Origin of the sequence: Acetobacter pasteurianus subsp. pasteurianus LMG 1262 = NBRC 106471 (assembly GCF_000285275.1) — a bacterium.
GTDB classification, from domain to species: domain Bacteria; phylum Pseudomonadota; class Alphaproteobacteria; order Acetobacterales; family Acetobacteraceae; genus Acetobacter; species Acetobacter pasteurianus.
The window spans coordinates 51,655-76,534 of record NZ_CADO01000003.1 but is presented as its reverse complement, the minus strand read 5'-3'; the positions used below and the strand labels follow the sequence as shown (position 1 = coordinate 76,534).

Genomic DNA, 24,880 nt, shown 5'->3' with positions numbered 1-24,880 from the left:
TAACCGGCGACGGTCCTGCTCAACCTGCGTCTCTTCACCATGCGCTAGGGCAGGAGCAGTTAGGATTGTCGCATAAAGACAAAAAAACTTTAGAAATTTTCTATTATTTTTACGGTATTTTTGCATGGTTGTAAGCTGCTCTGACAATTGGCGCGGATGATCTGCATTCAGCAATGGATAATCATTCTCAATTAGAGCGTATAAAAATGCAATTAGAATACTCTATTCATGAGCGCGGGTCTGGAATGTAAAAAAGAGAGGGCAGAGCCCTCTCTTTTAAAAGGACATTATTATTTCTGCGGATAATCAAAAGTAAATGATTCTGTGAAGGACTGCCAGAAGCCGGGTGTGCCGGTTTCTTTATCTGTATGATGCATGAATCCGTTAGCTTCTGGTGAGCTGTAGCTGAACACAACAGTGTAGCTGCCGGGGCCATCCATTTTAACATTGTTTGCGTAATGTGGGCCGTCTTTTGCTGTCATAGGGTGCAGCGTGCCCTGATTTTTCCAATCAGATCCCTTTTTGGTCAGGGTGTAATCTACCTTCAGATAGGGAACCCAAGCACCATCGGGAAAGCCCCACTGGTTATCTGCTGTGGCATGCACATCAGTTTCCAGATGGATGGTATCTTTACCCATCGCCATGTCGGACGTCATGGGCACCATGTTAATATCAAGCAGATAGTTTGCTGCTATTTCCATGTCATGTGCATGTACGGGGCCACCCACTGGGTATTCACGTGCTGCGGCTGGAAGTGCGATGGCAAGGGTAAGAACCGATGCTGCGGAAAGAATGGAAAGATAGGATTTCATGTGTCTGCACCTCAAGTTTTTGTAAGGCACAGTGGCAGAAATTTTCTGCGCACCTGTGACTGATTATGAAGCGCTGGATTGAGGACGGGTGCGAACAAAGCGTTCAACAACAACCAGTCCGACAAGTGTCAGCACCCATACAAGCAGCTGAATGCCCATTGGTCTGTCTGTGTATCCAATCAGAACTTTGGCCGTACGCCCAAGCATACTGCCATCAGACAGCAGCCAGGATGTATCCCAGATATCGTAACCCATGGCGGGGATCAGATCATCATTCGCCAGGATCGCGGCGGCCTGACTAGCCATGCCAGCAGCCAGAAAGGAGACCAGAACATTCGTGACTGCAAAAAGATGTTTTAGAGGAATGATAATCAAGCCTCTGTAAAGTGCCCATGAAAGTGCGGCTCCCCCTAGTACGCCCAGGAGGCCGCCCGTAAGCATGGACATAAAACCGGTATGTGCGGATACGGCAATACCATACAGGAACAGCACAACTTCCATGCCTTCGCGCAGAACAGCGACTGCAACAACAGTTGCTAAAGCAAAAAGGGAGCGGCTACCTTCTGATACTTCATTGCCAACACTACGCATTTCCTGAGCGAGTTCACGGCCATGGCTGGCCATCCAAATAACGTGCCAGGAAAGCATAAGAACTGCGATGCACAGAATAACAGCAGAAAAGATATCCTGCCCGTTGCCTGAAAAAGCCTGAGAGAGTTCCCCCGCAAACATGGCCACAATTGCTGCACCCACAACACCTGCGCCAATGCCGCCGGAAACCCACCATCCGCGCCCCGGAATGCCCCGTGTGGCTGCCAGCACAATGCCAACAATCAACCCGGCTTCCATAACCTCGCGAAAGACAATAATCAGGCTTCCAAGCATAATTTACTTCTTTTCTTCTGCTGTAACGGTGCCCTTGGCCTCGTCTGGATGGTAATCATCAAAAAAGGTATAGGTTCCAGGGTGTAGAGGCCCGGCATGAACTTTGATTGTTCCTTGTGGGACAACAATTTTTTCAAATTTCATATCGTAGCTTTCGAACTCATCAGTTGTCGTATCCTGATTATTGAGTTCGATCATGAATCGCTCACCAGCGGGAACAGTGATATGATCAGGCTCGAAATGATGATCTTTGACAGTAAGCTGAAAAACTGTTTGAGAATGGGCCTGCTGAGGGAAACATATCCATGCACCTGCTAACAGAGGAATGGCTGCTACAAGCAGTTTCATTGTATGATACTCCATCAGTCATGCCGTTTGGATTAGTGCGAATCATTGTCAAAGTCAATCACACCAGATAACCCGCGAGCCTAACGCTTATGTCATCTCATCCCTTGGCGTTCCTGCGCCTGCCCAACTCCTTGCTTATGGCGTTAGATAGTCGGGCTTATCATTTCTGGTTCCAGCCAGTGCATTACCTTGCGAGAATTGTGCATATTCTTACAATGGCAGCGTTTTTTGGTTTGGAATTTCTGTTTATTCTTGCCGTTATTCAAAATCTGGATCGGCCAACAGTGGTGCGCATTTCACGGTTTATGGTGAAGCCGCTGCATATCAGTTATGCCTTGGCGATGATCTCTGGTTTCGCTTTGTTCTTTTATGATCCAATGCATATTGGTAATCGGGCGTACCTTTCTCCTAAGCTTATCGCACTGGTGGTGGCGGGTGTTCTGGCGTGGTTTGGGCACAAATCTATTTACTGGCCGGTTATGGCCGGGCGGGATAATGAGCTGCCAAAATGGACAAAGGCGTTTTGCGTGGCATCCTGTGTGGTATGGACCGCTGTTATTGTGTTTTCTTGCCTGAATAGTGAAGGCGTGCCGAAAGTTTATTTAAGACACTATTTCTAATAAGCGTGATTTTTGACGGCGTAAAAAAAGCCCCGGCCTATTTGTCCGGGGCTTTTTTGTTGTCAGCTTGATAGTTTATTCTGCAGGTACGTAAACTTTGCCGCCTGCTTGTCGGAATTCTTCGGTTTTCTGTTCCATGCCGGCAATGCGTATGGCGTCTTCTTTCAAATCCTGACTGATACGCATTGAGCAGAATTTAGGGCCGCACATTGAGCAGAAGTGCGCGCTTTTATGTGCTTCACGCGGCATGGTTTCATCGTGATACGCGCAGGCTGTATCGGGGTCCAAAGAAAGGTTGAACTGATCTTCCCACCTAAAGGAGAAGCGTGCGCGGCTTAGGGCGTCATCCCGATATTTTGCAGATGGGTGGCCTTTTGCAAGGTCGGCAGCATGTGCTGCAATGCGATAGGTAATTACACCGGTTTTTACGTCATTCCGGTCTGGTAGGCCCAGATGTTCCTTGGGTGTGACGTAGCAGAGCATGGAAGTGCCAAACCATCCGATCATGGCTGCTCCAATGGCGGATGTAATGTGGTCATACCCCGGTGCAATGTCTGTGGTCAGCGGGCCAAGCGTGTAGAAGGGGGCCTCCTTACATTCTTTAAGCTGCTTATCCATGTTGGCCTTGATCTTGTGCATGGGCACATGGCCCGGCCCTTCGATCATGACCTGGCAGCCTTTTGCCCAGGCAATTTCGGTCAGTTCACCCAAGGTTTCCAGTTCGGCAAACTGTGCGGCATCGTTGGCATCGGCAATGCTGCCGGGGCGCAGACCATCGCCCAAAGAGAAGGACACATCATAGGCGCGCATGATGTCGCAGATGTCTTCAAAATGTTCGTACAAAAAGCTTTCACGGTGGCCATTCAGGCACCAGCTTGCCATGATGGAACCACCGCGTGAAACAATGCCCGTCACGCGGTTGGCTGTGAGTGGCACATGCTGCAACCGCACGCCTGCATGAATGGTAAAGTAGTCCACACCCTGTTCTGCTTGCTCGATCAGAGTATCACGGAACACTTCCCAGCTCAGTTTGCTGACATCTCCGCCCACTTTTTCCAAAGCCTGATACAGGGGCACTGTGCCGATAGGTGTGGGGGCGTTTCGTAAAATCCAGTCACGGATATTGTGAATGTTCCGGCCTGTGGAAAGATCCATCACGGTATCCGCACCCCAACGGATGGACCATACAAGTTTTTCAACTTCTTCTGCTGCAGACGAGGTGATGGCCGAATTGCCGATATTGGCGTTAATTTTTACAAGAAAATTACGCCCGATAATAACAGGTTCCAGCTCTGGGTGGTTGATGTTTGCCGGAATAATGGCGCGGCCACGGGCAATTTCCTGACGGACAAATTCCGGCGTGATGAATTCTGGAATACTGGCGCCAAAGGATTCACCATCTTCCAGACATTGGGCAGCATCATCCGCGGCTTTCTGGCGGCCCAGATTTTCGCGGTGGGCCACGTAAATCATTTCGTCTGTAATAATGCCAGCCTTGGCGAATTCATACTGCGTAACAGGCTGGCCTTCTCGCCCTTTAAGCACGGTATGCGGGGCAGGGCAGGGGGCTACAAGGTAGTTGCCTTCTGCATTGCCATTGTCTTCTGGCTTAATGTCGCGTGGTTTGATGTGCTCAAAGCCGCGAGCAGCCAGCCATGATGCCCGAATTTTTGGCAGCCCTTTGTTAACGTCAATTTCTACGGTGCTGTCTGTGTAGGGGCCGGATGTATCATACACACGCACAGGTGGTTCGTTTGCGGAAGGTTCCAGCATGATTTCGCGGAAAGGCACGCGCATATCGGGCCGATCTGCGGGGCTGGAATAGACTTTGCATGAGCCACGGATGGCACCGGTTGTAACATGCCCCGGAGCGGGTGCAGCCGTATTGGCGGGTTTAGGGTTGCCTCCTGTAATGGGAGGGGCCGCATTTTGTTTGGAATCAACTGAAGACATGACGTCATCGTCTCCTCTGCCGAGGAGGACAGGTCTGAAAAAGACTCCGCTTGTATGGCGGCTAGGTTCAGGAAGAACATATCTGTCTTTTCAGGCACCAGTCCCTCCGCCGGTATAAGCCGGATCAGGTTCCCCACCAAAACATCATGTTCTGGCGGCAGGGTCGCCACGGTGCCCGAACGAATCGTGCAAAAAGTGGCCTCTCAGTTCCTTACCGGAACCCCCCTTGGTATCGGACAGCAGATAGCCTTAAGCGCGATTATGTCAAGAAAAATCAAAGGGAAACGAAAAACGTATACGTGCGTTTTATGGGGTCAAATGCGTAAGGCATAAAAGCCTATTTGTGACATAATAAATAAAATTATGTCAGCTATGCAATAATTTTCTGATTATGGCATAATCACGACATGAAATCTGAAAAGAAACGAGCTCAAGAAGCTATACAAAATCTCGAAATTTCTCCGTATGCCAAGCACGTGTTGTGGATTGCAGCATTTGTTTCTGCCATTTGCGGCGGTCTTTACGGCTACGATACCGGTATTATTTCTGGCGCCCTTCTTCTTATTACAAAAGATTTCCATCTGACTTCTGGTCAGGAGGAAATTGTTACATCAGCTATTCTGGTGGGTGCCGTTATTGGTGCCATGGGCATTGCCAACCTATCAGAACGCTTTGGCCGCCGTGTTTCGGTTATGGTTGTTACCGCAGTTTTTGTAATTGGCGCATTAGCATGTTCCTATGCACCTAACCTTACCAGCCTGATTATTGCCCGTGTGTTTTTGGGCTGTGCGGTAGGCGGTGCCACGCAGGTGGTGCCAACATATATTTCGGAACTGGCTCCAGCCAGTAAGCGCGGCAATCTGGTAACGTTGTTTAACGTGGCAATTGGGATTGGCATTTTTCTGGCCAACCTGGTTGGTTTTACCATGCGTGAAAAATGGGGATGGCGCCCCATGATTTCTGTGGCTGCCATTCCTGCGGCCTTTGTTTTTATCAGCATGTTTTTTCTGCCCAAAAGCCCACGCTGGACGGCTGAAAATGAAGGGCTGGAATCTGCGGTGGAACAGCTCGGACGTGTGCGTTCCTCCCGCAAGGTCATTCAGCGTGAGATCAATGAGATCCATGCCAACGTTGTGAATCTGGATGAGGATGAGCGCGGCTGGAAAGGTTTAAAGCTGCCTTGGGTGCGCCCTGCGGTGATAGCTGCTTTGGGGATTGCCTTCTTCACCCAAGCCGGTGGGTTGGAGATGATGATCTACTATACCCCTACCTTTTTGTCTGACGCAGGGTTTGGAAGCTCATCAGCACTACTGACCAGCTTGGGGATCGCGCTTGTTTATCTGATCATGACCCTGCTTGGTTGCCTGTTTGTAGATAAAATTGGCCGTCGGCGTTTGGTGCTGATTATGGGGCCGGGTTCGGTTGTCAGCCTTATTGGCTTGGGCATTGTTTTTGCCATGCACCCGGCTCAGGGTAGCGTGGGAAGTTGGCTGATTGTGGCCTTCCTGTTGCTGTTTATGCTGTTTAACTCGGGCGGTATTCAGGTTGTAGGCTGGCTTCTGGGCGCTGAGCTGTTCCCGCTGCCTATGCGTGCTGCGGCAACCAGTATTCATGCAGCCATGCTGTGGGGGGCAGACCTTCTGGTAACATCCACGGCTTTGACATTGGTGCAGACAGTTTCTCTGGGTGGCACCATGTGGATTTATGCAGCTGTTAACCTTGCTTCTGTCTTGTTTGTTTTCTTCTGTGTGCCGGAAACAGCTGGTGCAACATTGGAGGATATTGAAACAGCTTTGCGCCGTGGCGAATTCCGCCCGCGGGTGGGGCAAGACCCGCGCATTCGTTCCTATGATGAGGAAGAAGAGGAAGCTGTTGGGGTTACGCCTGCTGCCTAATTGCTGATCTTGCGCTTTCTACGCATAAAAAACCCGGCAACATCTGGAAGGATGTGCCGGGTTTTTTGTAGCTGTCAGAAAAGAGCCAAACCGCAGTTTAGTGTGGCTTGGCTGTAAACTGTTCCAACCAATGAATGGTGTATTCACCTTTCTGGAATTCAGGATCTTCCAGAATACGACGGTGCAGCGGAATAACGGTTTTAATGCCTTCCACCACAAATTCATCCAAAGCACGCTGCATACGGGCAATAGCTTGTTCACGCGTGGGGGCGTGCACAATCAGCTTGGCAATCATGCTGTCGTAAAAAGGTGGCACGCGGTAGCCGGTATAAAGGGCGCTATCTACGCGCACACCCAAGCCGCCGGGTGGGTGGTAAACAGCAACCGTGCCAGGGCAGGGGGTAAAGCTGTCTGGGTCTTCCGCATTGATACGGCATTCAATGGCGTGGCCAGAAAATGAAATATCTTTTTGCGTATAGCCAAGCTGCTCACCAGCGGCCAAGCGAATCTGCTCACGCACCAGGTCCACATCACAAACCATTTCGGTAACTGGATGTTCCACCTGCAGGCGCGTGTTCATTTCGATGAAGCAGAACTGACCATCCTGATACAGGAATTCCAGCGTGCCCGCATTACGATAGCCCATTTTGGAGAGAGCCTGCGTGGCTGTCTGGCCAATGGCATCACGCTGCTCTGCTGTAAGGGCCGGAGAACCGGCTTCTTCCAGAAGTTTTTGGTGGCGGCGCTGGAGAGAGCAGTCGCGTTCGCCAAAATGAACCACGTTGCCGTAATTGTCCCCCAGAATCTGGAGTTCAATATGGCGCGGCCGATCCATGTATTTTTCCAGATAAACGGCATCGTTGCCAAAAGCAGCGCGTGCTTCGGCGCGGGCCATTTTCCAGGCATCTTCCAGATCACCAGCCGTTTGGGCCACCTTCATGCCACGGCCACCACCACCAGCCGCAGCCTTGATAAGCACGGGATAGCCGACTTTATCGGCAACTTCGCGGGCTTCTTCCAGGCTTGTCAGCTCACCATCAGAACCGGGCACCAAAGGCACGCCCAGCATCTGCATGGTGGTTTTGGCGGTAATCTTATCCCCCATCATGCGGATATGTTCCGCCGTTGGGCCAATAAAGGTCAGGCCATGCGCTTCCACTGTTTCGGCAAAATCTGCATTTTCTGAAAGAAAACCATAGCCGGGATGAATGGCTTCCGCCCCTGTAATGGTGGCTGCAGAAAGAATTGCAGCCACATTCAGGTAGGAATCGCGTGAGGCTGGCGGCCCGATGCAAACAGCTTCATCTGCCAGCCGAACGTGCATGGCGTCTTCATCCGCAGTGGAATGTACCGCTACGGTCTTGATCCCTAGCTCCCGGCAGGCGCGCAGGATACGAAGGGCAATTTCGCCTCGGTTGGCGATAAGGATCTTGGAAAACATTACTCAATAATAGCAAGCGGCTGGCCGTATTCCACCGGGTCACCCGAAGCTACCAGCAGGGCCTTGAGCGTACCACCTTTGGGGGCCTTGATCTGGTTGAAGGTTTTCATGGCTTCAATCAGCATCAGGGTCTGGCCGGCGGTTACAATCTGGCCTTCACTTGCAAAAGGAGGGGAGGACGGATCTGGCGTCAGGTAAGCCACACCCACCATTGGGCTGTTTACAGCGCCCGGATGGCGGGAGAGATCTGCCGGAGCGGCGGGCGCTGCGGCTTCAGCCGGGGCTGCGGCGGATGCCGGTGCCGGAGCAGCAACAGCCTGAGGCGCTGCGGCCACAGCCTGCACAGGGGCAGGCATGCGGGCAACGCGAATGCGGCTGTCCTTTTCCGATACTTCAATTTCAGTCAGGCCTGTTTCGGCCAGAATTTCAGCCAGAGCCCGAATGGCCTCCGCATCCACGAGCAATCCGCTCATCAGTCATCCTCATTCAGAATAAGATCGGTCATTGCCTGCAATGCCAGAGAATACCCCGCCACGCCTAGCCCACAGATAACGCCTGTAGCAGCGCGAGAGACATAGGAATGATGGCGGAATGGCTCGCGGCGGTGAATGTTGGAGATATGAACCTCAATCACAGGCAAGTCTGTTGTCAGCAGGGCATCCAGCAGCGCGATAGACGTATGTGTATAGCCAGCCGGGTTGATAATAATGCCCTTTGCCCGCTTGCGGCAGTCCTGCACCCAGGAAATCAGCTCACCTTCAATGTTGGTCTGGCGGAAATCTATGGCCAAACCCAGCTTTTCAGCTGTTTGCAGGCAAAGTTGTTCCACGTCGTCCAGCGTTGCCCGCCCGTATATTTCGGGTTGGCGCTGGCCAAGCATATTCAGGTTGGGGCCGTTGAGCACAGCAATAAGAGGTCTTTCCATAACAGGAAGGGGCCGTAGCACGATGCCGCCCCGTATCCAAGAGAAGAGGCAGGTTGGGGGGCAGGAAAATGCACTCTAGCAAAAATACGTGCAGCGGAGTTACGCGCTTTAAGGCCATATTTTTGTCACGATAAGCGTGTTGAACATAAGTGACTATAAATCTGTATTGCACTCTGAGGGTCGAAAAAGATTGCTTTTACAGTGTGAACACGGTCTTCTGGCGAACAGAACGATGTCAGAAAATGGAGTAAACAGGCGGATGTCAGCCCTGCGCCGGGCACTTCTTGGAAGTGTGTTTGTTATGTCTTCTCTTTTGTCGGCTTCAGCTGTTCAGGCAGCAGAGGCTGGGCAAGGTGGCACGGCATGGGCAGATTCTGTCCGCCGTGCATTGGCTGGGCGTAGCGCACAGACAGTCGCCACTGCGGATTCTGATACCAATCAGGCCCACCGCATTTTCCAGAAAGGTGTTGCCAGTTGGTATGGGGGGCGCTTCCATAACCGACGCACATCTTCGGGAGAGCGGTTTGATAAGGGCAGCCTAACAGCCGCGCATCCTACGGCACCGTTGGGCAGTAAACTCCGGGTTGTTTCAGAAGATACAGGCCGCTCTGTGGTGGTCACAATCAATGATCGTGGGCCTTACAGCCGTGGCCGTATTATTGATGTGTCCAAAGCCGCAGCTGCGGAACTGGGGATGTTGAACAGTGGTATTGCCCATGTGCGGGTAGAGCCCGCTCCGGTTGAAGTGGCATCAGCACCAGATGAAGGTGGTTTGGCGAATAGCAGCCTTTCCTTGCAGGATACCGCGCAGCGTACAGCGCGTCCTCTTCATAGGGCACGTCATCGCCGTTAAGAGAGCGCGGCAGGCTTTTATAAAAAGCATTGTAGAGAATTAAAAAAGGGTATCCCGATTGGGATACCCTTTTTTGGTAAGTGCTGGATTCTGGTTGGTCAGACTTCCAGAGGTTGCCGCGTAATGCCGCGCGCGTAACTTTCCATCTCTGCATTCAATTCCGCCCCCATCAGCACGACCCATGCAGTCACAAAAAACCACATCATGATGGCGATGGAGGCACCTAATGGCCCATAGGTGGCGCTGTAGCTGGCAATATGTGCCACGTAGTAGGAAAAGCCGAGTGATGCCGCAATCCACGTTAGTGTGGAGCACACGGCTCCGGGCAGAACCCAGCGCCATTGGGTAGAAATGTGCCGGTTTGGGCCAAATCTGTACAGCGCAGAAAGAGCCAGGGTTTCAAATGTAAACATCACCACCGGGCCGCTCCACCGGGCCATAAATTCAATGGAACCGGGAGGGGTGGGAATATGCAGCAAGGCTGGCAGGTTAAGCAGCAGCGGCATGGCCACCATAAGAGCCAAGGTGAGCACCGCACCTAGAATGCCGCAAAGGGTAAGGGCAAAGGCTGTAATCTGAAATATAAAGAAATTACGATTTTCACGCGTATTGTAGGCAATGTTCAGGGCCGAAATAATGGAGCGCGTTGCCGCCGAGGCAGACCACAAAGCCACGCTAACCGAAATAATCAGGTTGAATGTGAGCGAGGAGGGTGGTTCTGCCACAAGTGTTTGCACCCGATCATACAGCAGATTGAACGCATTGGGGGGCAGCAGGCTGCGCAAGACTTCCATCTGTGGCGCCACGGTCTGCACATCAAAAGCCAACCCGTAAATGGAGATCAGGGAGCTGATGGCGGGGAACAGGGAGAGCGTGGTATAAAATGCGCAGCCAGCGGCCACCAATGTCGTGGGGCCGGAAATAAGGCTTTTGACGGTGCGCTGCAAAATGATTTTCCAATCTTTCCGGCCCAGTTCAGAAGGGCGAGAAAAATTGGGCTGCACATTTTCATGAATCGTGTGGGAGTGGGAATCCGGGTGCACAGATGGGCGCGTATCGGGCTGACAGATAATCTGCATCGGGATTGGAGCGTCCTTCGTTAAGGTAAGAGGCACCTTCTGCGGCACCAGCGATAAACTTGTAGCAGCACACCAAAACAATAACGGCATGGTGTGCGGTAAAGCGGCATGCTTTCTTGCAGGAACAAAAAGTTAACACTGCATGCTTTTGCCAAAAACGAGCATAAATGCCGTGTATAAAGCTTGCCTTGTCTTATCGGGCATAATGGCCAAGTGCCATGTTTTTTTGTTTTTTGAATGTTTTTGACTTGCACTTGTTGCGCTTTGGCCTCATATGCACGCCCCTACGCAGCAACGCACGTGCCACTGGCCCTCTGAGGTTACGCAACGACGTCAAGCGTTCTGGCAATCGGGATGTTTCGTGCATCTGCCTTTGGTCGCTGGTCCGTTAGACCGTTTCGCAACGTCCTTCTCCGCGCTGTTCAGGCGGGGGAGCCTGATCTGGGGGAGTGGGGATATGAATCCCAAAATCACCCGTTTTCTCGCCGAGCAAAAGCCGGCAACGCCTTGCCTTGTTCTTGATGTGGATGCCGTGGCAGACCGCTATCATGCTTTGGGCAAAGCTTTGCCGCAGGCTCGTATTTATTACGCCGTTAAAGCCAACCCGGCGCAGCCTATTCTGCGGCGGCTGGTTGAGCTTGGCTCCTGCTTTGATGCCGCTTCGTGGGAAGAAGTTTCCCTGTGCTTGCAGGCAGGCGCCAGCCCGGATGCCATTTCCTTTGGCAATACGGTCAAAAAAGTTTCTGCTATCCGTGCTGCTTATGAGGCCGGTGTGCGGATGTTTGTTTTTGACTGCCGGGAAGAGCTGGAAAAACTGGCCGCTCATGCACCGGGAAGCCGCGTTTACTGCCGCCTTCTGGTAGATAACTACGGCGCGGAATGGCCGCTTTCCCGCAAGTTCGGCACCACAGTGGAATCCGCCAAGGAACTGATGCTGGCCGCCAGAGAGCTGGGGCTGGACCCATATGGTCTTTCCTTTCATGTGGGCAGCCAGCAGCTTTCTGCGGAAGCCTATGAAGTTGCCATTGCCCGTGCAGCGGCCCTGTTTACAGATTTAAGTGCCGCCGGTCTGGATTTGCGCATGGTCAATCTGGGAGGCGGTTTTCCCATCCGCTACCGGGATGACGTGCCGGAGATTGATCATTTCACTACGGCCATTTTCCGCGCCATGACAGAGCACTTTGGCAATGCGTTGCCAGAAATGCTGGTGGAACCCGGTCGCTTTATTGTGGGTGAAGCTGGTGTGGTGCGCTCGGAAGTTGTGCTTGTCAGTGCGCGTGGGCGCAAGGATGGGCTGCGCTGGGTGTATCTGGATATCGGGCGGTTTGGTGGCTTGGCGGAAACGGAAAACGAATCCATCCGCTACGCGATTCGTACCAGCCGTGATGGATCTCCCACAGGGCGTGTGGCATTGGCCGGGCCAACCTGTGATGGTGCGGATATTATGTATGAGAAAACGCACTACGAACTACCGTTGGATCTGGCTGCGGGAGAGCAGGTCGATCTGCTGGGGGCAGGTGCTTATGTCTCCACTTACTGTGCTACGGGGTTCAATGGTTTTGCGCCATTAACCGAGCACTATATCTGATCCGATGTGAGGGCAGGCCAGCCTTGTGTTTGCCTGCCTTTGCTTTCGTGCTTTCTCGCTCAACAATCAGAACGCAAACAAGGCCATTATGGATGGCGTTCGGAAAGGGAGAAATCATGAAGAAAACGGGTATGCTGTTGGGCGCTCTACTGGCAGCAACAACGGCTGTTGCGCCAGCATGGGCACAACAGCAGGCAGCATCTACGGCCGCAGTGCCTGCAACAAATGCTGCAACAGCGGCAGCAACGCAGGATTTCGGCCGTCTTTCAGATGATGGTAACACAGCGTTTGAAGAACTGATGCTGGCACGCCGCGCCATTTTTGATGGTGATCTCAAAGGGGCTAAAACCCTGATTACAAGCGCACAGCAGGCGCTAGATCGGGCACGGGCCGACAACACGGCTTTCCAGAAAGCAGAAGCTGAACTGATGCCGGTGAAAACCAAGCAGGCTCAGACAGCCAAAAAAGGCATGGGCAGCACCACGCCAGTGGCTTGGTTGCCGATTGATGGCGAACTGGTTCTGGATGAAACAGTTGAACCTACCACGGAAAAAAGCGCTGCTGTTGCCGCAGCAAACCGCCACCTGCGCGCAGGAGACCCGGACCGCGCTTCTGAAGTGCTGAAAGTTTCTGGCGTAGATGCAGATTACGTGATTGCTGCAGTGCCGTTGGAACAGACACGGCAGGACGTAAATCGTGCCGCTGAGTTCATCAAGAATGATCCGTACAAGGCTAGCGAAGCTCTGCGTGATGCAGAAAATTCAGTGCGCTATGCCTCTGTTGATATTCAGGCTGTAAGCCATCAGCAGGCTGCGTCTGGCAATACATCTAAGTAAGTTTGCCAAACATGCTGCTGTTATGGTCCGTTCAGGTGGCCATAACAGCAGATGTATTATTCTGCCGCAGCTCTCAGGCCTGCACCAGCCGCCAGAGGGCAGAGTGGTAAAGCGCCAGCAACAAATGCTGCCAGAAGTTCTAAATCTGGCTGCCAGGGCAGGCCGGTAGAGGCGGCATCAATAGCCGCAGCCCCAAAAATCAGCGCAGGAGTTGCAAGTGGCAGCGTAAGCAGTGGCAGGAGAACACCACCACGCCGCGCCCCCAGCACAATAGATGCGCCCATTCCCCCAATAAGAGACAGCACAACTGACCCGAGGAAAAGCCCGGTTAAAAGCACAGGCAGGGCAGAGGCAGGCAGGCCCAGCATGGTTGCCAATGGCACAGCCGCCAGAAGCAAAGGGATGCCGGTGGTGAGCCAATGTGCAGTTATTTTGGCCAAGACCACCAGAGAAGCCGGAACGCCCAAAAGCAGAAGTTGGTCCAGAGATCCATCTTCAAGCTCCGCACCAAACAGCCGGTCTAGCGGTAGCAGAGCTGCCAGTAAGGCGCAGACCCAGATAATGCCCGGTGCCATATGGCGCAGCAATTCTGGAGATGGGCCAAGCGCAAGTGGGAACAGGGTGGCTGTAACAATAAAAAAGAGAATGGCCCCCATTGTGTCTGCCCCATGCCGGAGGGCAAGGCGGAGGTCACGCCCAACAATGGCCCAGAACAGCCCGATCATGCGTCATCTTCCTGCTGGTAAAAGGGAGAGGCGGACGAATCGCTCGCGCCCGGCAATGTAAGGGGCTGCACATTTTCTAGCGGCAGGGGCACATGCGTGGTGGCAATAACCAACCCGCCTTGTTGTCTGTGTGCCGTAAGAGCTTGCCCTAAAAGGGTAATGGCATTGGCATCCAGGCCAAGGCTGGGTTCATCCAGCAGCCATAAAGGCGCATTGGCCAGCAGAATGCGGGCGAGTGCTGTACGCCGTTTCTGCCCAGCAGAAAGCAGGCGCGCTGGCAGATTGGCAAGCGGCAACAAATCCATGGCTTCAAGGGCTGCTTGCATATTGCCTTGGCCCGCACGTGCGAACAGGGCGAGGTTTTCTGTTACGGTCAACCCCGGCTTGAGCGCATCCTGATGCCCCAGATAAGCTACCTTGCAGGCATGAGCTGCGCGATCAGCAAAAACCGATTCGCCATGCCAGAGTAACTGGCCGGAATCGGGTTTGCGCAAGCCTGCCAAAACGCGCAGCAAAGTGGACTTTCCTGCGCCGTTGGGGCCAGTCAATAGCATGGCGGCTCCGGCTTCCATCTGAAAGCTGACACCATCCAGCACCAGCCTTTCCCCACGGAAAACGCAAAGATCCTCAGCATAAAGTGCCGGAAATGCACCAGTTTCAGGCCCGATTGGGGCAGATTGCCCGGCAGGGAAAGGACTGTCGGCGATAACACTTCTCCTTATTGTTACCGTGCAAGGCCGCAAAAGCCGGGGTCCTCGCGTTCTCGTGGTCGCTCCCCGGCTTGTGCCTTTTCCAACTGCCGGTATGTTCTAGGCCCAACGGGATATCAAGCCGGTTGCCCGGCAGATCAGGCAGGCACTCGGCGCCGAATGGCATATTTACGGTGTCCTGAACGCATCACCAGCCATCGGCTGTGATCGGGGAGAGAGCGATTATGAAAACGGTTGGGCACGATAAGCTAAAGACAGGCCGCACCCTTGAGGTTGACGGCAAGACCTACCATTATTTTTCCATTCCCGAAGCGGCAAAAACCATTGGCGACGTAAGCCGCCTGCCGGTTTCGCTGAAGGTTCTTCTGGAAAACATTCTGCGGTTTGAAGATGGGCGTTCCTACAATGTGGAAGACGCCAAGGCCATTGCAGGCTGGTTGCCAAAGGGCAGCAGCAGCAAGGAAGTGCCTTTCAAGCCTTCACGCATTCTGATGCAGGACTTCACCGGCGTGCCGGGTGTGGTGGATCTTGCAGCCATGCGCGACGGGATTGTGAGCCTGAAGGGTGACCCGCAGAAGGTGAACCCGATGGTTCCGGTCAACCTTGTGATCGACCATTCCGTGATGGTGGACTATGCAGGCACAAAAGATGCGCTGCAGGAAAACATTACGCTGGAATTTGAGCGCAACGCAGAACGTTATGCCTTCCTGCGCTGGGGTCAGGAAGCTTTTGAAAACTTCTCTGTTGTGCCGCCTGATACGGGCATCTGCCATCAGGTGAACCTGGAATACATTGCCCAGGTGGCATGGACCGCTAATGTTGGTGGCAAGGAATACGTTTACCCGGATTCCCTGTACGGCACAGACAGCCACACCACCATGATTAACGGTCTGGGCGTTCTGGGCTGGGGTGTTGGTGGTATTGAGGCGGAAGCCGCAATGCTGGGCCAGCCCATTGCCATGCTGATTCCCGATGTGATTGGCTTTAAGCTGACAGGCAAGCTGCCAGAAGGCGCGACGGCTACCGATCTAGTGCTGACAGTTACCCAGATGCTGCGCAAAAAAGGCGTGGTTGGTAAGTTTGTTGAATTCTTTGGCCCGGCACTGGACCACCTGCCAGTTGCAGACCGTTCAACCATTGCCAACATGGCTCCGGAATATGGTGCAACTTGCGGGTTCTTCCCGGTTGATGCCCTTACGCTGGACTTCCTGCGTCAGACCGGTCGTGATGAACACCGTATCAAGCTGGTTGAAGAATACCTGCGTGCACAGGGCATGTTCCGCACGCATGAAACACCCGAACCCGTGTTTACGGATATTCTGGAGCTGGACCTCAGCACGGTTGTCCCGTCTCTGGCAGGTCCCAAGCGTCCGCAGGACCGTGTGGAACTGAAAAGCGCCAAAACAGCGTTTGAAAAAGAACTCACCAGCTCTCTGGGTGTGGCCGCAAACGATGCCGATAAAAAGGTGCCGGTTGCCGGAACCAACTATGATCTGGGGCAGGGCGATATTGTTATTGCCGCTATTACCTCTTGCACCAACACATCCAACCCGGCTGTGCTAATTGCGGCTGGTCTGGTTGCCCGCAAGGCACGTGCTCTGGGCTTGAAGCCTAAACCATGGGTGAAAACCTCTCTGGCTCCGGGGTCTCAGGTTGTTACAGATTATCTGAACCGTTCTGGCCTGACGACAGATCTGGATGCCATGGGCTTCAACACCGTTGGCTATGGTTGCACCACCTGTATTGGTAACTCTGGCCCGCTGCCTTCCCACATTGTAGATGCGATTGAAAACAACGACCTGGTTGCTGTTTCTGTCCTGTCTGGCAATCGTAACTTTGAAGGCCGTATTTCCCCCAACGTTCGGGCCAACTATCTGGCAAGCCCGCCGCTGGTGGTTGCATATTCCCTGCTGGGTACCATGCGGCAGGATATTACAACGGAACAGCTGGGCACATCCAAGGATGGTAAGCCGGTTTATCTGAAGGATATCTGGCCTTCCAACAAGGAAATTGCAGACCTTATTGCTTCCGCCATCAGCCGTGACGAGTTTATCAGCCGTTACAAAGATGTGTCTAAGGGCACGAAGGAATGGCAGGGCCTGAAAGTTGCTACGGGTTCTGAAACCTATAAGTGGGATCCGAAGTCCACCTACGTGCAGGATCCGCCTTACTTCAAGCACATGGAAGTTGAGCCCAAAGCTCCGGGCAATATCGAAGGTGCGCGTATTCTGGCCCTGTTGGGTGATAATATCACGACTGACCATATCTCTCCGGCTGGCTCCATCAAGAAGGATTCACCGGCTGGTCGTTACCTGATGGAACATGGGGTTGAACCGAAAGACTTCAACTCTTACGGCTCCCGTCGTGGGAATGACCGCGTGATGGTTCGTGGTACTTTTGCCAATATCCGTATCAAAAACGAAATGTTGCCGGGTACGGAAGGTGGGTATTCCAAGCACTTCCCAGATGGGAAGGAAGGCGCCATTTACGATGTGGCCATGGAATACAAAAAGGAACACACCCCGCTGGTGGTGATCGGTGGCAAGGAATACGGCATGGGGTCTTCCCGTGACTGGGCCGCAAAAGGCACCCTGCTGCTGGGCGTAAAGGCCGTTATTGCTGAAAGCTTTGAGCGTATTCACCGTTCCAACCTTGTAGGCATGGGCGTTCTGCCGCTGGTGTTCAAGGATGGCACAACCCGCAAGACCCTTGGTCTGAAGGGTGATGAGGTGATCAGCATTAAAGGTGTTGATAAACTTTCGCCGCGCATGGATGTAATTATGACAATTACAAGAAATGACGGCTCCACGCAGGAAGTACCACTGCTTTGCCGTGTCGATACCCTAGACGAAGTCGAGTATTATAGGCATGGTGGCATTCTTCAGTACGTCTTGCGAGGGATGACGAAAGCTGCCTGAGAACCAATTCGTTCAAGGTGAACGTCAAGATGCCGACCCGGTACGCACCGGGTCGGCGTTTTCTGTGGAAGACCCAGTCGTTTTGAGTGCGGAACATCTGCACAAAAATTTCGGCGAAGGGGATGTCCTGTGTGGTGTATCCATGCAGGTGCGAAAGGGTGAGCTGGTTTCTATTATCGGCCCATCCGGTTGCGGAAAATCCACTTTTTTACGGTGTTTGAATTTTCTGGAAATTCCCGATAGCGGCAAGATTACCGCCATGGGGGTGACCATAGAGCGCAAAGATGCCGTCTGGCGCCGCGCTGATGAGCATATGGCACACCGCTTGCGCACTCATGTGGGTATGGTGTTCCAGAGCTTTAATCTTTTTCCCCATCTTACAGTTCTGGACAACGTTCTGCTGGCCCCTCGCGTGGTGAAGGGTGAGGGCGGAGAAGTTGAACGTGCCGAGGCTATGGCTTTGCTGGAAAAAGTAGGGTTGGCGCGTGTTGCACAGCGTTACCCCGTTTCGCTTTCTGGTGGGCAGCAGCAACGCGCCGCCATTGCGCGCGCCTTGGCCATGCGGCCAGAAATTATGCTGTATGATGAACCCACATCAGCACTTGATCCGATAGTTGCGGAAGAAGTGCTGGGGGTTATGCGCACCCTTGATGATGAAGGGATGACGCAGATTATCGTCACCCACGATATGCGTTTTGCCCAGGTGGCATCGGATACCATTGTCTACATGGATGGCGGCCATATTGTTGAATCCGGCCCGCCGGAGGTTCTGTGTGTGAACCCTGCCCATGAACAGACACGCCGCTTTTTGAGGACACTTCTGTGAAACAGAACGCACAGTATTGCCCGCCCCGTTTTTGGGGTTTGTTTCTGCGCTGTGTCTGTATGCTGCTGGCCGTAAGCTGGCTGGGTGCTGGCGCGCATGTGGCACACGCACAGGAAGAAAAGCCGATCCGCTGGGCTGCGGATGCTTCATCGGATGTGCCCTATACGTTTCATGATCTGAAAGATCAGGACAAGCTGACCGGGTTTGAATACGACCTGATGCAGGAACTGGGCAAGCACATGGGTGCGTCGCTTCAGTTCGTGCAGAATGACTGGGATGGCCTTATTCCCGGCTTGCAGCGCGGCCTGTATGAGATGGTCATCTGTGGCATCGAGATGACAGATGAACATGCTGAAGGCATTGATTTTTCAGACCCGTATTACATCACATCAGAACGCATTGTGGTGCGGCGTAATGGCCCGCAACTGAAAACCCTTGCGGATCTGAATGGCCATGCCATTGGCACCATCAAAGATACGCAGGCTGAACGTATTCTTACCGAGAATGCCAAGGTTCAGCTTCGGACGTATGATGAAGAAACCGATGCGTTCATGGATCTGGCAAACGGACGCACGGATGCCATTCTGATTGATGGCCCCATTGCCAAATATTACGGTGATACCAACCCAGCCCTGCAGGTGGTGGGTGAACCCATTGGCCGTGTTGAATATGGCATTGCTTTTGCCAAAGGGCAGAATGCCGCTCTGCGCACAAAAGTAAATGCAGCACTGGCAACCATGCAGCATGATGGCACGCTTCATCGTGTTTTGCTGCGGTGGGATCTGTGGACGCCAGAAATGGCGCAACTGACCAATGATCACACCACGTTAAACGTTACACCAGCGGCGTGGAACGCATATGTGGCGGAGCTGGAAGGTAAGGGCGGCTGGCGCATTAAGCTGGAACGCTATATCGGCTTTCTGCCGCAACTGGCAAAAGCCGCATGGCTGACTTTGCTGGTTTCCCTGTGTGCAATGGTGCTGGCTGTTGGTGCAGGTTTGGCTTTGGCGCTTCTGCGTTTGTATGGCCCTACACCGCTGCGGTGGGCGGCGACCACATATGTGGAAGTGGTGCGTGGCACCCCATTGCTGATTCAGGTTCTGTTCATTTTCTACGGTCTGCCTGAATTTGGCATCAGTCTTACCCCCTTTCTGGCCGGTGTTGTCAGCTTGGGTATGAACTATGCGGCATACGAGGCCGAAAACTATCGTGCCGGTCTGCAATCTGTTGCGCATGGGCAGATGGAAGCTGCATTGGCCTTGAACATGACGCACGCTCAGGCACTGCGTTATGTTGTGGTACCACAGGCTTTCCGTCTGGTTATGCCTGTCATGACGAACGATTTTATCTCGTTGTTGAAAGATTCGTCACTGGTCAGCGTGATTACGCTGACAGAATTGACCCAGACTTATATCCGTCTGTCCTCTTCCTATTTCGATTATTTTGGAACAGGGCTGATGGTTGGTGCGGCTTATCTGCTGCTGGGGCTGCCTTTTGTGCGTTTGGCACGTATGGCAGAAAAAAAGTTGGCACAGCCGCATATGCGGCGCCGGTAAAACCTGTTTGGGATATCTGTTCCGTCTTGCGAGACAAATGCAAGTGCATCTGTCACATGGCGGAACAGAGCCTGACGGATGTTGTGCGACCAGCCAGCTTGTTCCAAAATTGTCGATAAATCAGGAATACGCGCAACATTAGATACACTTCTTGCTGGTAAGGAGTTGTAATGTAATGTGCGCGTGTTCGCAGGGACAGTGCTGGACTTCAATGGATCTTCTTTCCGCGCTTCACAGCTTTGTTCGCGTTGCGGCTACAGGCTCGTTTTCTGCCGTCTCGCGTGAGACAGGTGTTAGTCAGCCTACAATTTCCCGCCATATTGCGTTGTTAGAGGCGCATTACGGCACAACGCTGTTTGCGCGCACCACACGCAGCCTTACCATGACAGAAGATGGCAGAAGCCTTCTTCCGCATGCTTATGAAGTGCTGGAAATTCTGGAAACCGCAGAAACAGTGCTGGGCCGCCGGCGGGCTTCTGTTTCTGGCTTGGTGCGTCTGGGCGTAACCACAGCTTTCGGTCTGTGCTTGACTCGGCGGATCGGGGAGTTGCTGGAACGGCACCCTGATCTGGCTATTGAAGTGGTTATGCGCGATGCGTTTGGTGATCTGGTAGAAGAAGGGCTGGATCTGGCTGTGCGCGTAGGGGATATAGCCGAGGGTTCTCTTATCGCCCGTAAGTTGGGTGTTGTGCGCAAATGGTTGGTGGCTGCACCATCTTGCCTCAACCGTTGTGGCACGCCCATGCACCCGCGTGATCTACCGGAATACCCGGGAGTCGTCTATAATTACGGTTCCAGCAGGCTGGACTGGAATTTTGAACGGGATGGCGAAGAAAGCGTTATTGCCCCTTCTGCTGTTTTCCGTGCCAATAGCAGTGAAGCTGTGCTGTATGCGGTGGAATCTGGGTTAGGCATCGGCTTGCTACCAGAGTTTCAGGTGCGTGAGGCTGTTGCCAGTGGTCGGCTTACGCGCCTGTTTGCAGACTGGAACATTCCTTCTCTGCCGTTCTATGCCGTGCATACTGGCCCACGTACACTACCTTTGCGTACCCGGACAGTTCTGGATTTCTTGATAGAAGTTTCCGCAGATCTTCTGCGTGAAGGTAAGCTTCATCAGGCTGTTTAACGGCCTCCGATACCTTACAGAAAGCGTTCTAACGGGTGCTCAACCGTGGAACGCAGGATCTGCCGATACAGTGGTGGGCAGCGCAGTATCGGGAAGCTTGCTATCAAACCCTTGGCGCAGGTAAGGGCCCCATCCGCGTAGCCATGCGTTGGTGCGGTGGACAAAATCTGACACTGCAGACGAATCGGACATACCTGCGCGGGACCAGTTTTCTGGCGCACCCGGTACGGTTTTGCTGCCCGCTTCTGCCGGGCTTGTCAGCATGTGAACACTCATGAAATCCACACCTGGGCCGGATTTGCTTTTTTCAATCCGGTTCCATCCCGCGTCTACCAAAACTGGTGGCAGATCAAAGCCCATGCCTGTCAGGCGTTGCACTGCTGGGGGAATAAACATGGGGCTGCCCAGCAAGGCCTGTAATGCAGGGTTGGATGTCAGGAAAACGTTGTTCACAACCCGAATAGGGGATGTCATCCAGCATTCTGTATGCGTGCCATCCTGTGGCAAGGCTTCGGACATAAAGTTGAAGTTGCTGTGGCATTCATCTTGCACCAACTGCGTATCCGTAATGGGTAAGGATTGCGTGGTGGCCTGTGCAACCAAGAGGCCTGTGACAATGCCTTGTTCGGAACGCACATAAAGGGATGTCAGAATTTCCCCATGCGCAACATCATCCTGATAATTCAAAAGCGGGTGCCACTTGCCAGCGGGCAAGGGGAGCTGGCGGCCTGCAAAGGATAATGTGCCTTCAAATTGTGCATCCATAGGGGGTGCAGAAACGGTGCGCCGGTCTTCATCCGGCCGCAACGCATCTTCTGACGAATCGGTAGATGATGCACCGCTAGGCAGCATATGGCTGATTTTGGAGGTAAGCTTTGCATAGGCTGGCAGGCGTGATGTCAGCCAAGGGGCCGGAAACATCACGGAAAACACACTGCATGCGCCAGCGGTAAATAGTGCTACACGCCAAACAGGAGCGCGTTGCCACAATCGGGTAAAAGCAGACATGCAGAACAGCCTTGTGCCGGAAGAATAAACAGTAAGGGGCCGCTTATGGGATCAGGCGCGCATGAATGCCATCGCCTTCATCCGTGCGGTTATCCGCCACTTTTGCAACCACTGCGCCATCATCTTCCTTCACCAACCGCACCATATTGGCACCCTGCTGGCGGGCCACAATCAGGGATTCGCTGATCATATCTTCAATGGAGCGCACCAGATCGCGGGCAGAAGCTGCATCCCCCATGCGGCTCTGGCGGCGCATCACATCCATCAGCAGGGTGGCATCAATCCCGCCGGTTTCTACCTTCAGGCCGTAGCTTTCAATCATGGTTTCAATTTCCAGCGCAGCCACGCGGGCAATATCCAGCCCCTGTAGCGGACGGAAGACGAAAATGCGATCCAACCGGTTTAGAACTTCCGGGGCAAATCCGGCCTGACGCAGGGCTTCTACCGATTCGGCACGCATACGGTCCGGGTCATCATGCAGGCGGTCTGCAATTTCTGTGAGCGCATCCGTGGCGATGTTGGATGTCAGCACAAAAATGGCGCGTACGGTGGAAATCTGCTGCCCGGTAGAGGCTTCGGTAATGTGTCCGTCGTTCCAGGCTGTCAGGAACTTTTTGAACACATCAGGATGTGCTTTTTCAATTTCGTCCAGCAATACAACGGCATCGGGTTTTTCCTTCAGGCCACCAGTCAGCTTCCCGTAAGTATCTGAACCCACATAACCTTTGGGAGAGCCAAACAGTTGGGTTGCAGCGTGGGGGCTGCTCATCTGTGTCATGTCAAAATGCAGCAGGGGGCGTTCAAGCTGGCGGGCAAGCTGCTTGGCCAGATAGGTTTTGCCTGTGCCCGGGGGGCCAGCCAGCAGAAAAATGCCTACTGGTTTACCACGCACCTGCAAGGCAAGGCGGCGGCGCAACTGCACAGCCACATCCTCACATACCTGATCCTGCCCAATAACGCGGGCGCGCAGGTTGGCTGCCAGTTCTTCCGCATCAATGGTGGTTTCACGCTGCTCGCGCGCCATCATTTCTTCCAGTGCGGCGCGGTTGGTCAGTCTGGCAAGAACGTCCATGATGAATCCCCGTCGGCGTAAAAGCCCTTTGCGCGCCAGCTTTTCGGCGCGTGTTTCAAACAGCAGCCCTGCTACTGTAAGTATAATGCCACTTACGGCTAAAATCGGCCATGCTGGAGCGCACCACTGCAAAACATGCGTAATGGAATGCAGGGAAAGATGCAGGCTGAGGGCAATCTGAATACTGGCAAGCACCAGAAAGATGACCATCATCAACGGCATCAGCCGGTTTAGGGCGGGTAGCAGTCCCTTCATTGCGCAATCACCGTTAGTGGCAAAGTATCCCCTTTATACATAATCGGCAGTGTTTGTGGGCCAAATACCGTAATGGCACCGCTACCAATACCCGCAGGCCCGGGGTCTGATGCTGGTATGATATCAACATTGCCACTTATCGTAATGGGTAGAATGACGGTTTGCGGAGTAGGGGACAAATGCACAGTTTGGTGCCATGCTCCGCAAATAAGCGTAATGGTGCCACCAGCGCCTGTGGCATCGTAAACAGGCATGGCTACCAAACGAATATCCCGCCGCTTTATGCCTGCCAGAATATCCGCCTGTTCCTGATCCGTGTAATTGGATTTGGCTAAGGTTTGGGCCGCTTTTTGCGAGGCAATCAGCGTGAGGGGAATCCCCATTCGGTTCGCGCTGTTATCATGGTCTTGCGTATTGTTTTCTGCAGCAGGCGTGGCGGTATTTCCATGCCCGCCTCCCATAAAATGCACGCCAGCTCCGGCCATGATCACGCATGTTGCCAGCCCTATAAGAGCCATGCGCACGCCAGAGGGTTTATCTGCAGCCTGAGGTTGCGGCTGTGGCTTCCACGCGGGTTCTGGCTCTTTGTGCATCTTCGAAGGTCAGCCCTTGCAGTGTGGAGGATGGCAAATATGTCGCAATAGAGTTAATAAAAGCATGTCCGGCGTGCCCTGCAATGTGCAATTTGCATCCAGCCTGTAAAATTGTTTTTTATAAAGGATAAAGATTTGCATGGCGGGCAGCAGCTTTATTCTGCCCTTGCGGTTTCAGTCTGCATACCTTACATAAAGAGCCATCCTTCTCAATTTGTTTTACGTTTCGGGGGGTGGCCTTGACGGCCGCCTTTTTTGCATTGGATACAGACCTTTCTACTCACTCTGGCCTAGAAGCCCGCGTTGCTGCGCTGATAGCCCCTGCCGTTGAGGATATGGGTTATGAGATCGTACGTGTTGCTGTGCTGGGGCGTGAGCGTCCGACCGTGCAGATCATGGCGGACCGTAAAGATGGCTCCCTGATCAATGTGGAAGATTGTGAACGGATCAGCCACGCGGTAGGTGCCGTGCTGGATGTTGAAGACCCTATTCCCGGGGCGTGGACGCTGGAAGTTTCCTCTGCCGGGATAGATCGGCCCCTTACCCGTGCGAAGGACTGGAACCGCTTTGCCGGGCACCAGGCCAAGGCAGAAGTTCTGCTGCTGGTAAATGGGCGCCGCCGCTTTTCCGGCACGGTTCTGGGGTCTGATGGAACTGTTGCGCGGATGCGTCTGGATGATGGCACGGAAGTTGCCTTGCCGCTGGAAGAACTCCGGCGTGCACGGCTGGTGCTGACAGATGCTCTGATTGAAGCTAGTGCCCGTATGGTGCAATCTGCGCCCGGCACTGATCCCGCCCAGAAGAATGACGACGATTCTTCCGGGCCCAAGGTGCATTGATAAAGCTGCCTGTTTTG

At 53.3% G+C, this 24,880-nt stretch carries 23 protein-coding genes; 10 read left to right on the top strand and 13 right to left on the bottom strand.

The features are described 5' to 3' along the window. Positions 1-290: 290 nt before the first annotated feature. Genes APA10_RS01140 through APA10_RS01130 form a run of 3 tightly spaced genes read right to left on the bottom strand, consistent with a single transcriptional unit; the run spans position 291 to position 2,060 of the window. Positions 291-842, bottom strand: coding sequence for an iron transporter (locus APA10_RS01140; protein WP_174714365.1), 552 nt, complete (start codon positions 840-842; stop codon positions 291-293). 33 nt (positions 843-875) lie between these two features. Next, entirely contained in the window at positions 876-1,697 is an 822-nt protein-coding gene (locus tag APA10_RS01135; protein WP_003626831.1) for an FTR1 family iron permease, read from the bottom strand. A gap of 3 nt (positions 1,698-1,700) precedes the next feature. Further along, positions 1,701-2,060, bottom strand: coding sequence for a cupredoxin domain-containing protein (locus APA10_RS01130; protein ID WP_014457553.1), 360 nt, complete (start codon positions 2,058-2,060; stop codon positions 1,701-1,703). 74 nt (positions 2,061-2,134) lie between these two features. On the opposite strand from APA10_RS01130, the gene APA10_RS01125 reads away from it, so the two are divergent. Beyond that, a complete protein-coding gene (locus APA10_RS01125) occupies positions 2,135-2,665 on the top strand; it encodes a hypothetical protein (RefSeq protein WP_003626835.1) in 531 nt (176 codons plus the stop codon). A 75-nt stretch (positions 2,666-2,740) separates the two neighbouring features. Here APA10_RS01125 and thiC read toward each other — a convergent pair whose 3' ends face one another. Further along, positions 2,741-4,618: a phosphomethylpyrimidine synthase ThiC gene (gene thiC, locus APA10_RS01120; RefSeq protein WP_003626837.1), complete on the bottom strand. Its 1,878-nt coding sequence runs from the start codon at positions 4,616-4,618 to the stop codon at positions 2,741-2,743. A 407-nt stretch (positions 4,619-5,025) separates the two neighbouring features. On the opposite strand from thiC, the gene APA10_RS01110 reads away from it, so the two are divergent. Further along, the gene (locus APA10_RS01110; RefSeq protein ID WP_003626840.1) at positions 5,026-6,513 is read left to right on the top strand and encodes a sugar porter family MFS transporter; all 1,488 of its coding nucleotides are present in this window, start codon (positions 5,026-5,028) and stop codon (positions 6,511-6,513) included. A 97-nt stretch (positions 6,514-6,610) separates the two neighbouring features. Here APA10_RS01110 and accC read toward each other — a convergent pair whose 3' ends face one another. The 3 genes from accC to aroQ are packed head-to-tail and all read right to left on the bottom strand — an operon-like array spanning position 6,611 to position 8,879. Continuing rightward, complete coding sequence (gene accC, locus APA10_RS01105) at positions 6,611-7,954, bottom strand: acetyl-CoA carboxylase biotin carboxylase subunit (protein WP_003626842.1); 1,344 nt, start codon at positions 7,952-7,954, stop codon at positions 6,611-6,613. Beyond that, a complete protein-coding gene (gene accB / locus APA10_RS01100) occupies positions 7,954-8,427 on the bottom strand; it encodes an acetyl-CoA carboxylase biotin carboxyl carrier protein (protein ID WP_035365810.1) in 474 nt (157 codons plus the stop codon). Before accB ends, accC begins: the two co-directional genes overlap by 1 nt. Further along, positions 8,427-8,879, bottom strand: a complete 453-nt coding sequence (gene aroQ, locus APA10_RS01095) for a type II 3-dehydroquinate dehydratase (RefSeq protein WP_003629504.1) — start codon at positions 8,877-8,879, stop codon at positions 8,427-8,429. Before aroQ ends, accB begins: the two co-directional genes overlap by 1 nt. 136 nt (positions 8,880-9,015) lie before the next feature. On the opposite strand from aroQ, the gene APA10_RS01090 reads away from it, so the two are divergent. Beyond that, complete coding sequence (locus APA10_RS01090) at positions 9,016-9,732, top strand: septal ring lytic transglycosylase RlpA family protein (protein WP_174714364.1); 717 nt, start codon at positions 9,016-9,018, stop codon at positions 9,730-9,732. A 98-nt stretch (positions 9,733-9,830) separates the two neighbouring features. Here the strand turns inward: APA10_RS01090 and APA10_RS01085 are convergent, their stop codons facing one another. Beyond that, positions 9,831-10,901 (bottom strand): YihY/virulence factor BrkB family protein, encoded by a 1,071-nt coding sequence (locus tag APA10_RS01085; protein WP_035365811.1) that lies wholly within the window; start codon positions 10,899-10,901, stop codon positions 9,831-9,833. A gap of 184 nt (positions 10,902-11,085) precedes the next feature. Here APA10_RS01085 and APA10_RS01080 point away from each other — a divergent pair, with 184 nt between their 5' ends. Together APA10_RS01080 and APA10_RS01075 are read left to right on the top strand one after the other, a co-directional pair. Then, complete coding sequence (locus APA10_RS01080; RefSeq protein ID WP_173402434.1) at positions 11,086-12,399, top strand: type III PLP-dependent enzyme; 1,314 nt, start codon at positions 11,086-11,088, stop codon at positions 12,397-12,399. Positions 12,400-12,446: 47 nt separating this feature from the next. After that, positions 12,447-13,235, top strand: coding sequence for a YfdX family protein (locus APA10_RS01075; RefSeq protein WP_174714366.1), 789 nt, complete (start codon positions 12,447-12,449; stop codon positions 13,233-13,235). A 56-nt stretch (positions 13,236-13,291) separates the two neighbouring features. Here the strand turns inward: APA10_RS01075 and ccmB are convergent, their stop codons facing one another. Then, on the bottom strand, positions 13,292-13,960 hold the full coding sequence (gene ccmB / locus APA10_RS01070) for a heme exporter protein CcmB (RefSeq protein WP_003629508.1): 669 nt from the start codon (positions 13,958-13,960) through the stop codon (positions 13,292-13,294). Continuing rightward, positions 13,957-14,703, bottom strand: coding sequence for a heme ABC exporter ATP-binding protein CcmA (gene ccmA / locus APA10_RS01065; protein WP_080587103.1), 747 nt, complete (start codon positions 14,701-14,703; stop codon positions 13,957-13,959). Before ccmA ends, ccmB begins: the two co-directional genes overlap by 4 nt. A gap of 191 nt (positions 14,704-14,894) precedes the next feature. Between ccmA and acnA the strand changes: the two genes are divergently transcribed. The 4 genes from acnA (at position 14,895) to APA10_RS01040 (ending at position 21,096) form a co-directional block, all read left to right on the top strand. Beyond that, complete coding sequence (gene acnA, locus APA10_RS01055) at positions 14,895-17,588, top strand: aconitate hydratase AcnA (protein WP_003624593.1); 2,694 nt, start codon at positions 14,895-14,897, stop codon at positions 17,586-17,588. Positions 17,589-17,652: 64 nt separating this feature from the next. Next, positions 17,653-18,414: an amino acid ABC transporter ATP-binding protein gene (locus tag APA10_RS01050; RefSeq protein ID WP_003624594.1), complete on the top strand. Its 762-nt coding sequence runs from the start codon at positions 17,653-17,655 to the stop codon at positions 18,412-18,414. Beyond that, entirely contained in the window at positions 18,411-19,970 is a 1,560-nt protein-coding gene (locus APA10_RS01045) for an ABC transporter substrate-binding protein/permease (RefSeq protein ID WP_014457545.1), read from the top strand. Before APA10_RS01050 ends, APA10_RS01045 begins: the two co-directional genes overlap by 4 nt. Positions 19,971-20,181: 211 nt before the next feature. After that, complete coding sequence (locus tag APA10_RS01040) at positions 20,182-21,096, top strand: LysR family transcriptional regulator (RefSeq protein WP_003629511.1); 915 nt, start codon at positions 20,182-20,184, stop codon at positions 21,094-21,096. A 39-nt stretch (positions 21,097-21,135) separates the two neighbouring features. On the opposite strand, the gene APA10_RS01035 is transcribed toward APA10_RS01040, so the two are convergent. From APA10_RS01035 to APA10_RS01025, 3 genes are read right to left on the bottom strand one after another with little or no spacing between them, the layout of a single operon-like run. Beyond that, positions 21,136-22,104: a hypothetical protein gene (locus tag APA10_RS01035; RefSeq protein ID WP_003629512.1), complete on the bottom strand. Its 969-nt coding sequence runs from the start codon at positions 22,102-22,104 to the stop codon at positions 21,136-21,138. A gap of 43 nt (positions 22,105-22,147) precedes the next feature. Then, on the bottom strand, positions 22,148-23,431 hold the full coding sequence (locus tag APA10_RS01030) for an AAA family ATPase (protein ID WP_014457543.1): 1,284 nt from the start codon (positions 23,429-23,431) through the stop codon (positions 22,148-22,150). Beyond that, a complete protein-coding gene (locus APA10_RS01025) occupies positions 23,428-24,024 on the bottom strand; it encodes a hypothetical protein (RefSeq protein ID WP_003624599.1) in 597 nt (198 codons plus the stop codon). Before APA10_RS01025 ends, APA10_RS01030 begins: the two co-directional genes overlap by 4 nt. 233 nt (positions 24,025-24,257) lie before the next feature. Between APA10_RS01025 and rimP the strand changes: the two genes are divergently transcribed. After that, entirely contained in the window at positions 24,258-24,863 is a 606-nt protein-coding gene (gene rimP / locus APA10_RS01020) for a ribosome maturation factor RimP (RefSeq protein ID WP_003629514.1), read from the top strand. Positions 24,864-24,880 lie beyond the last annotated feature (17 nt).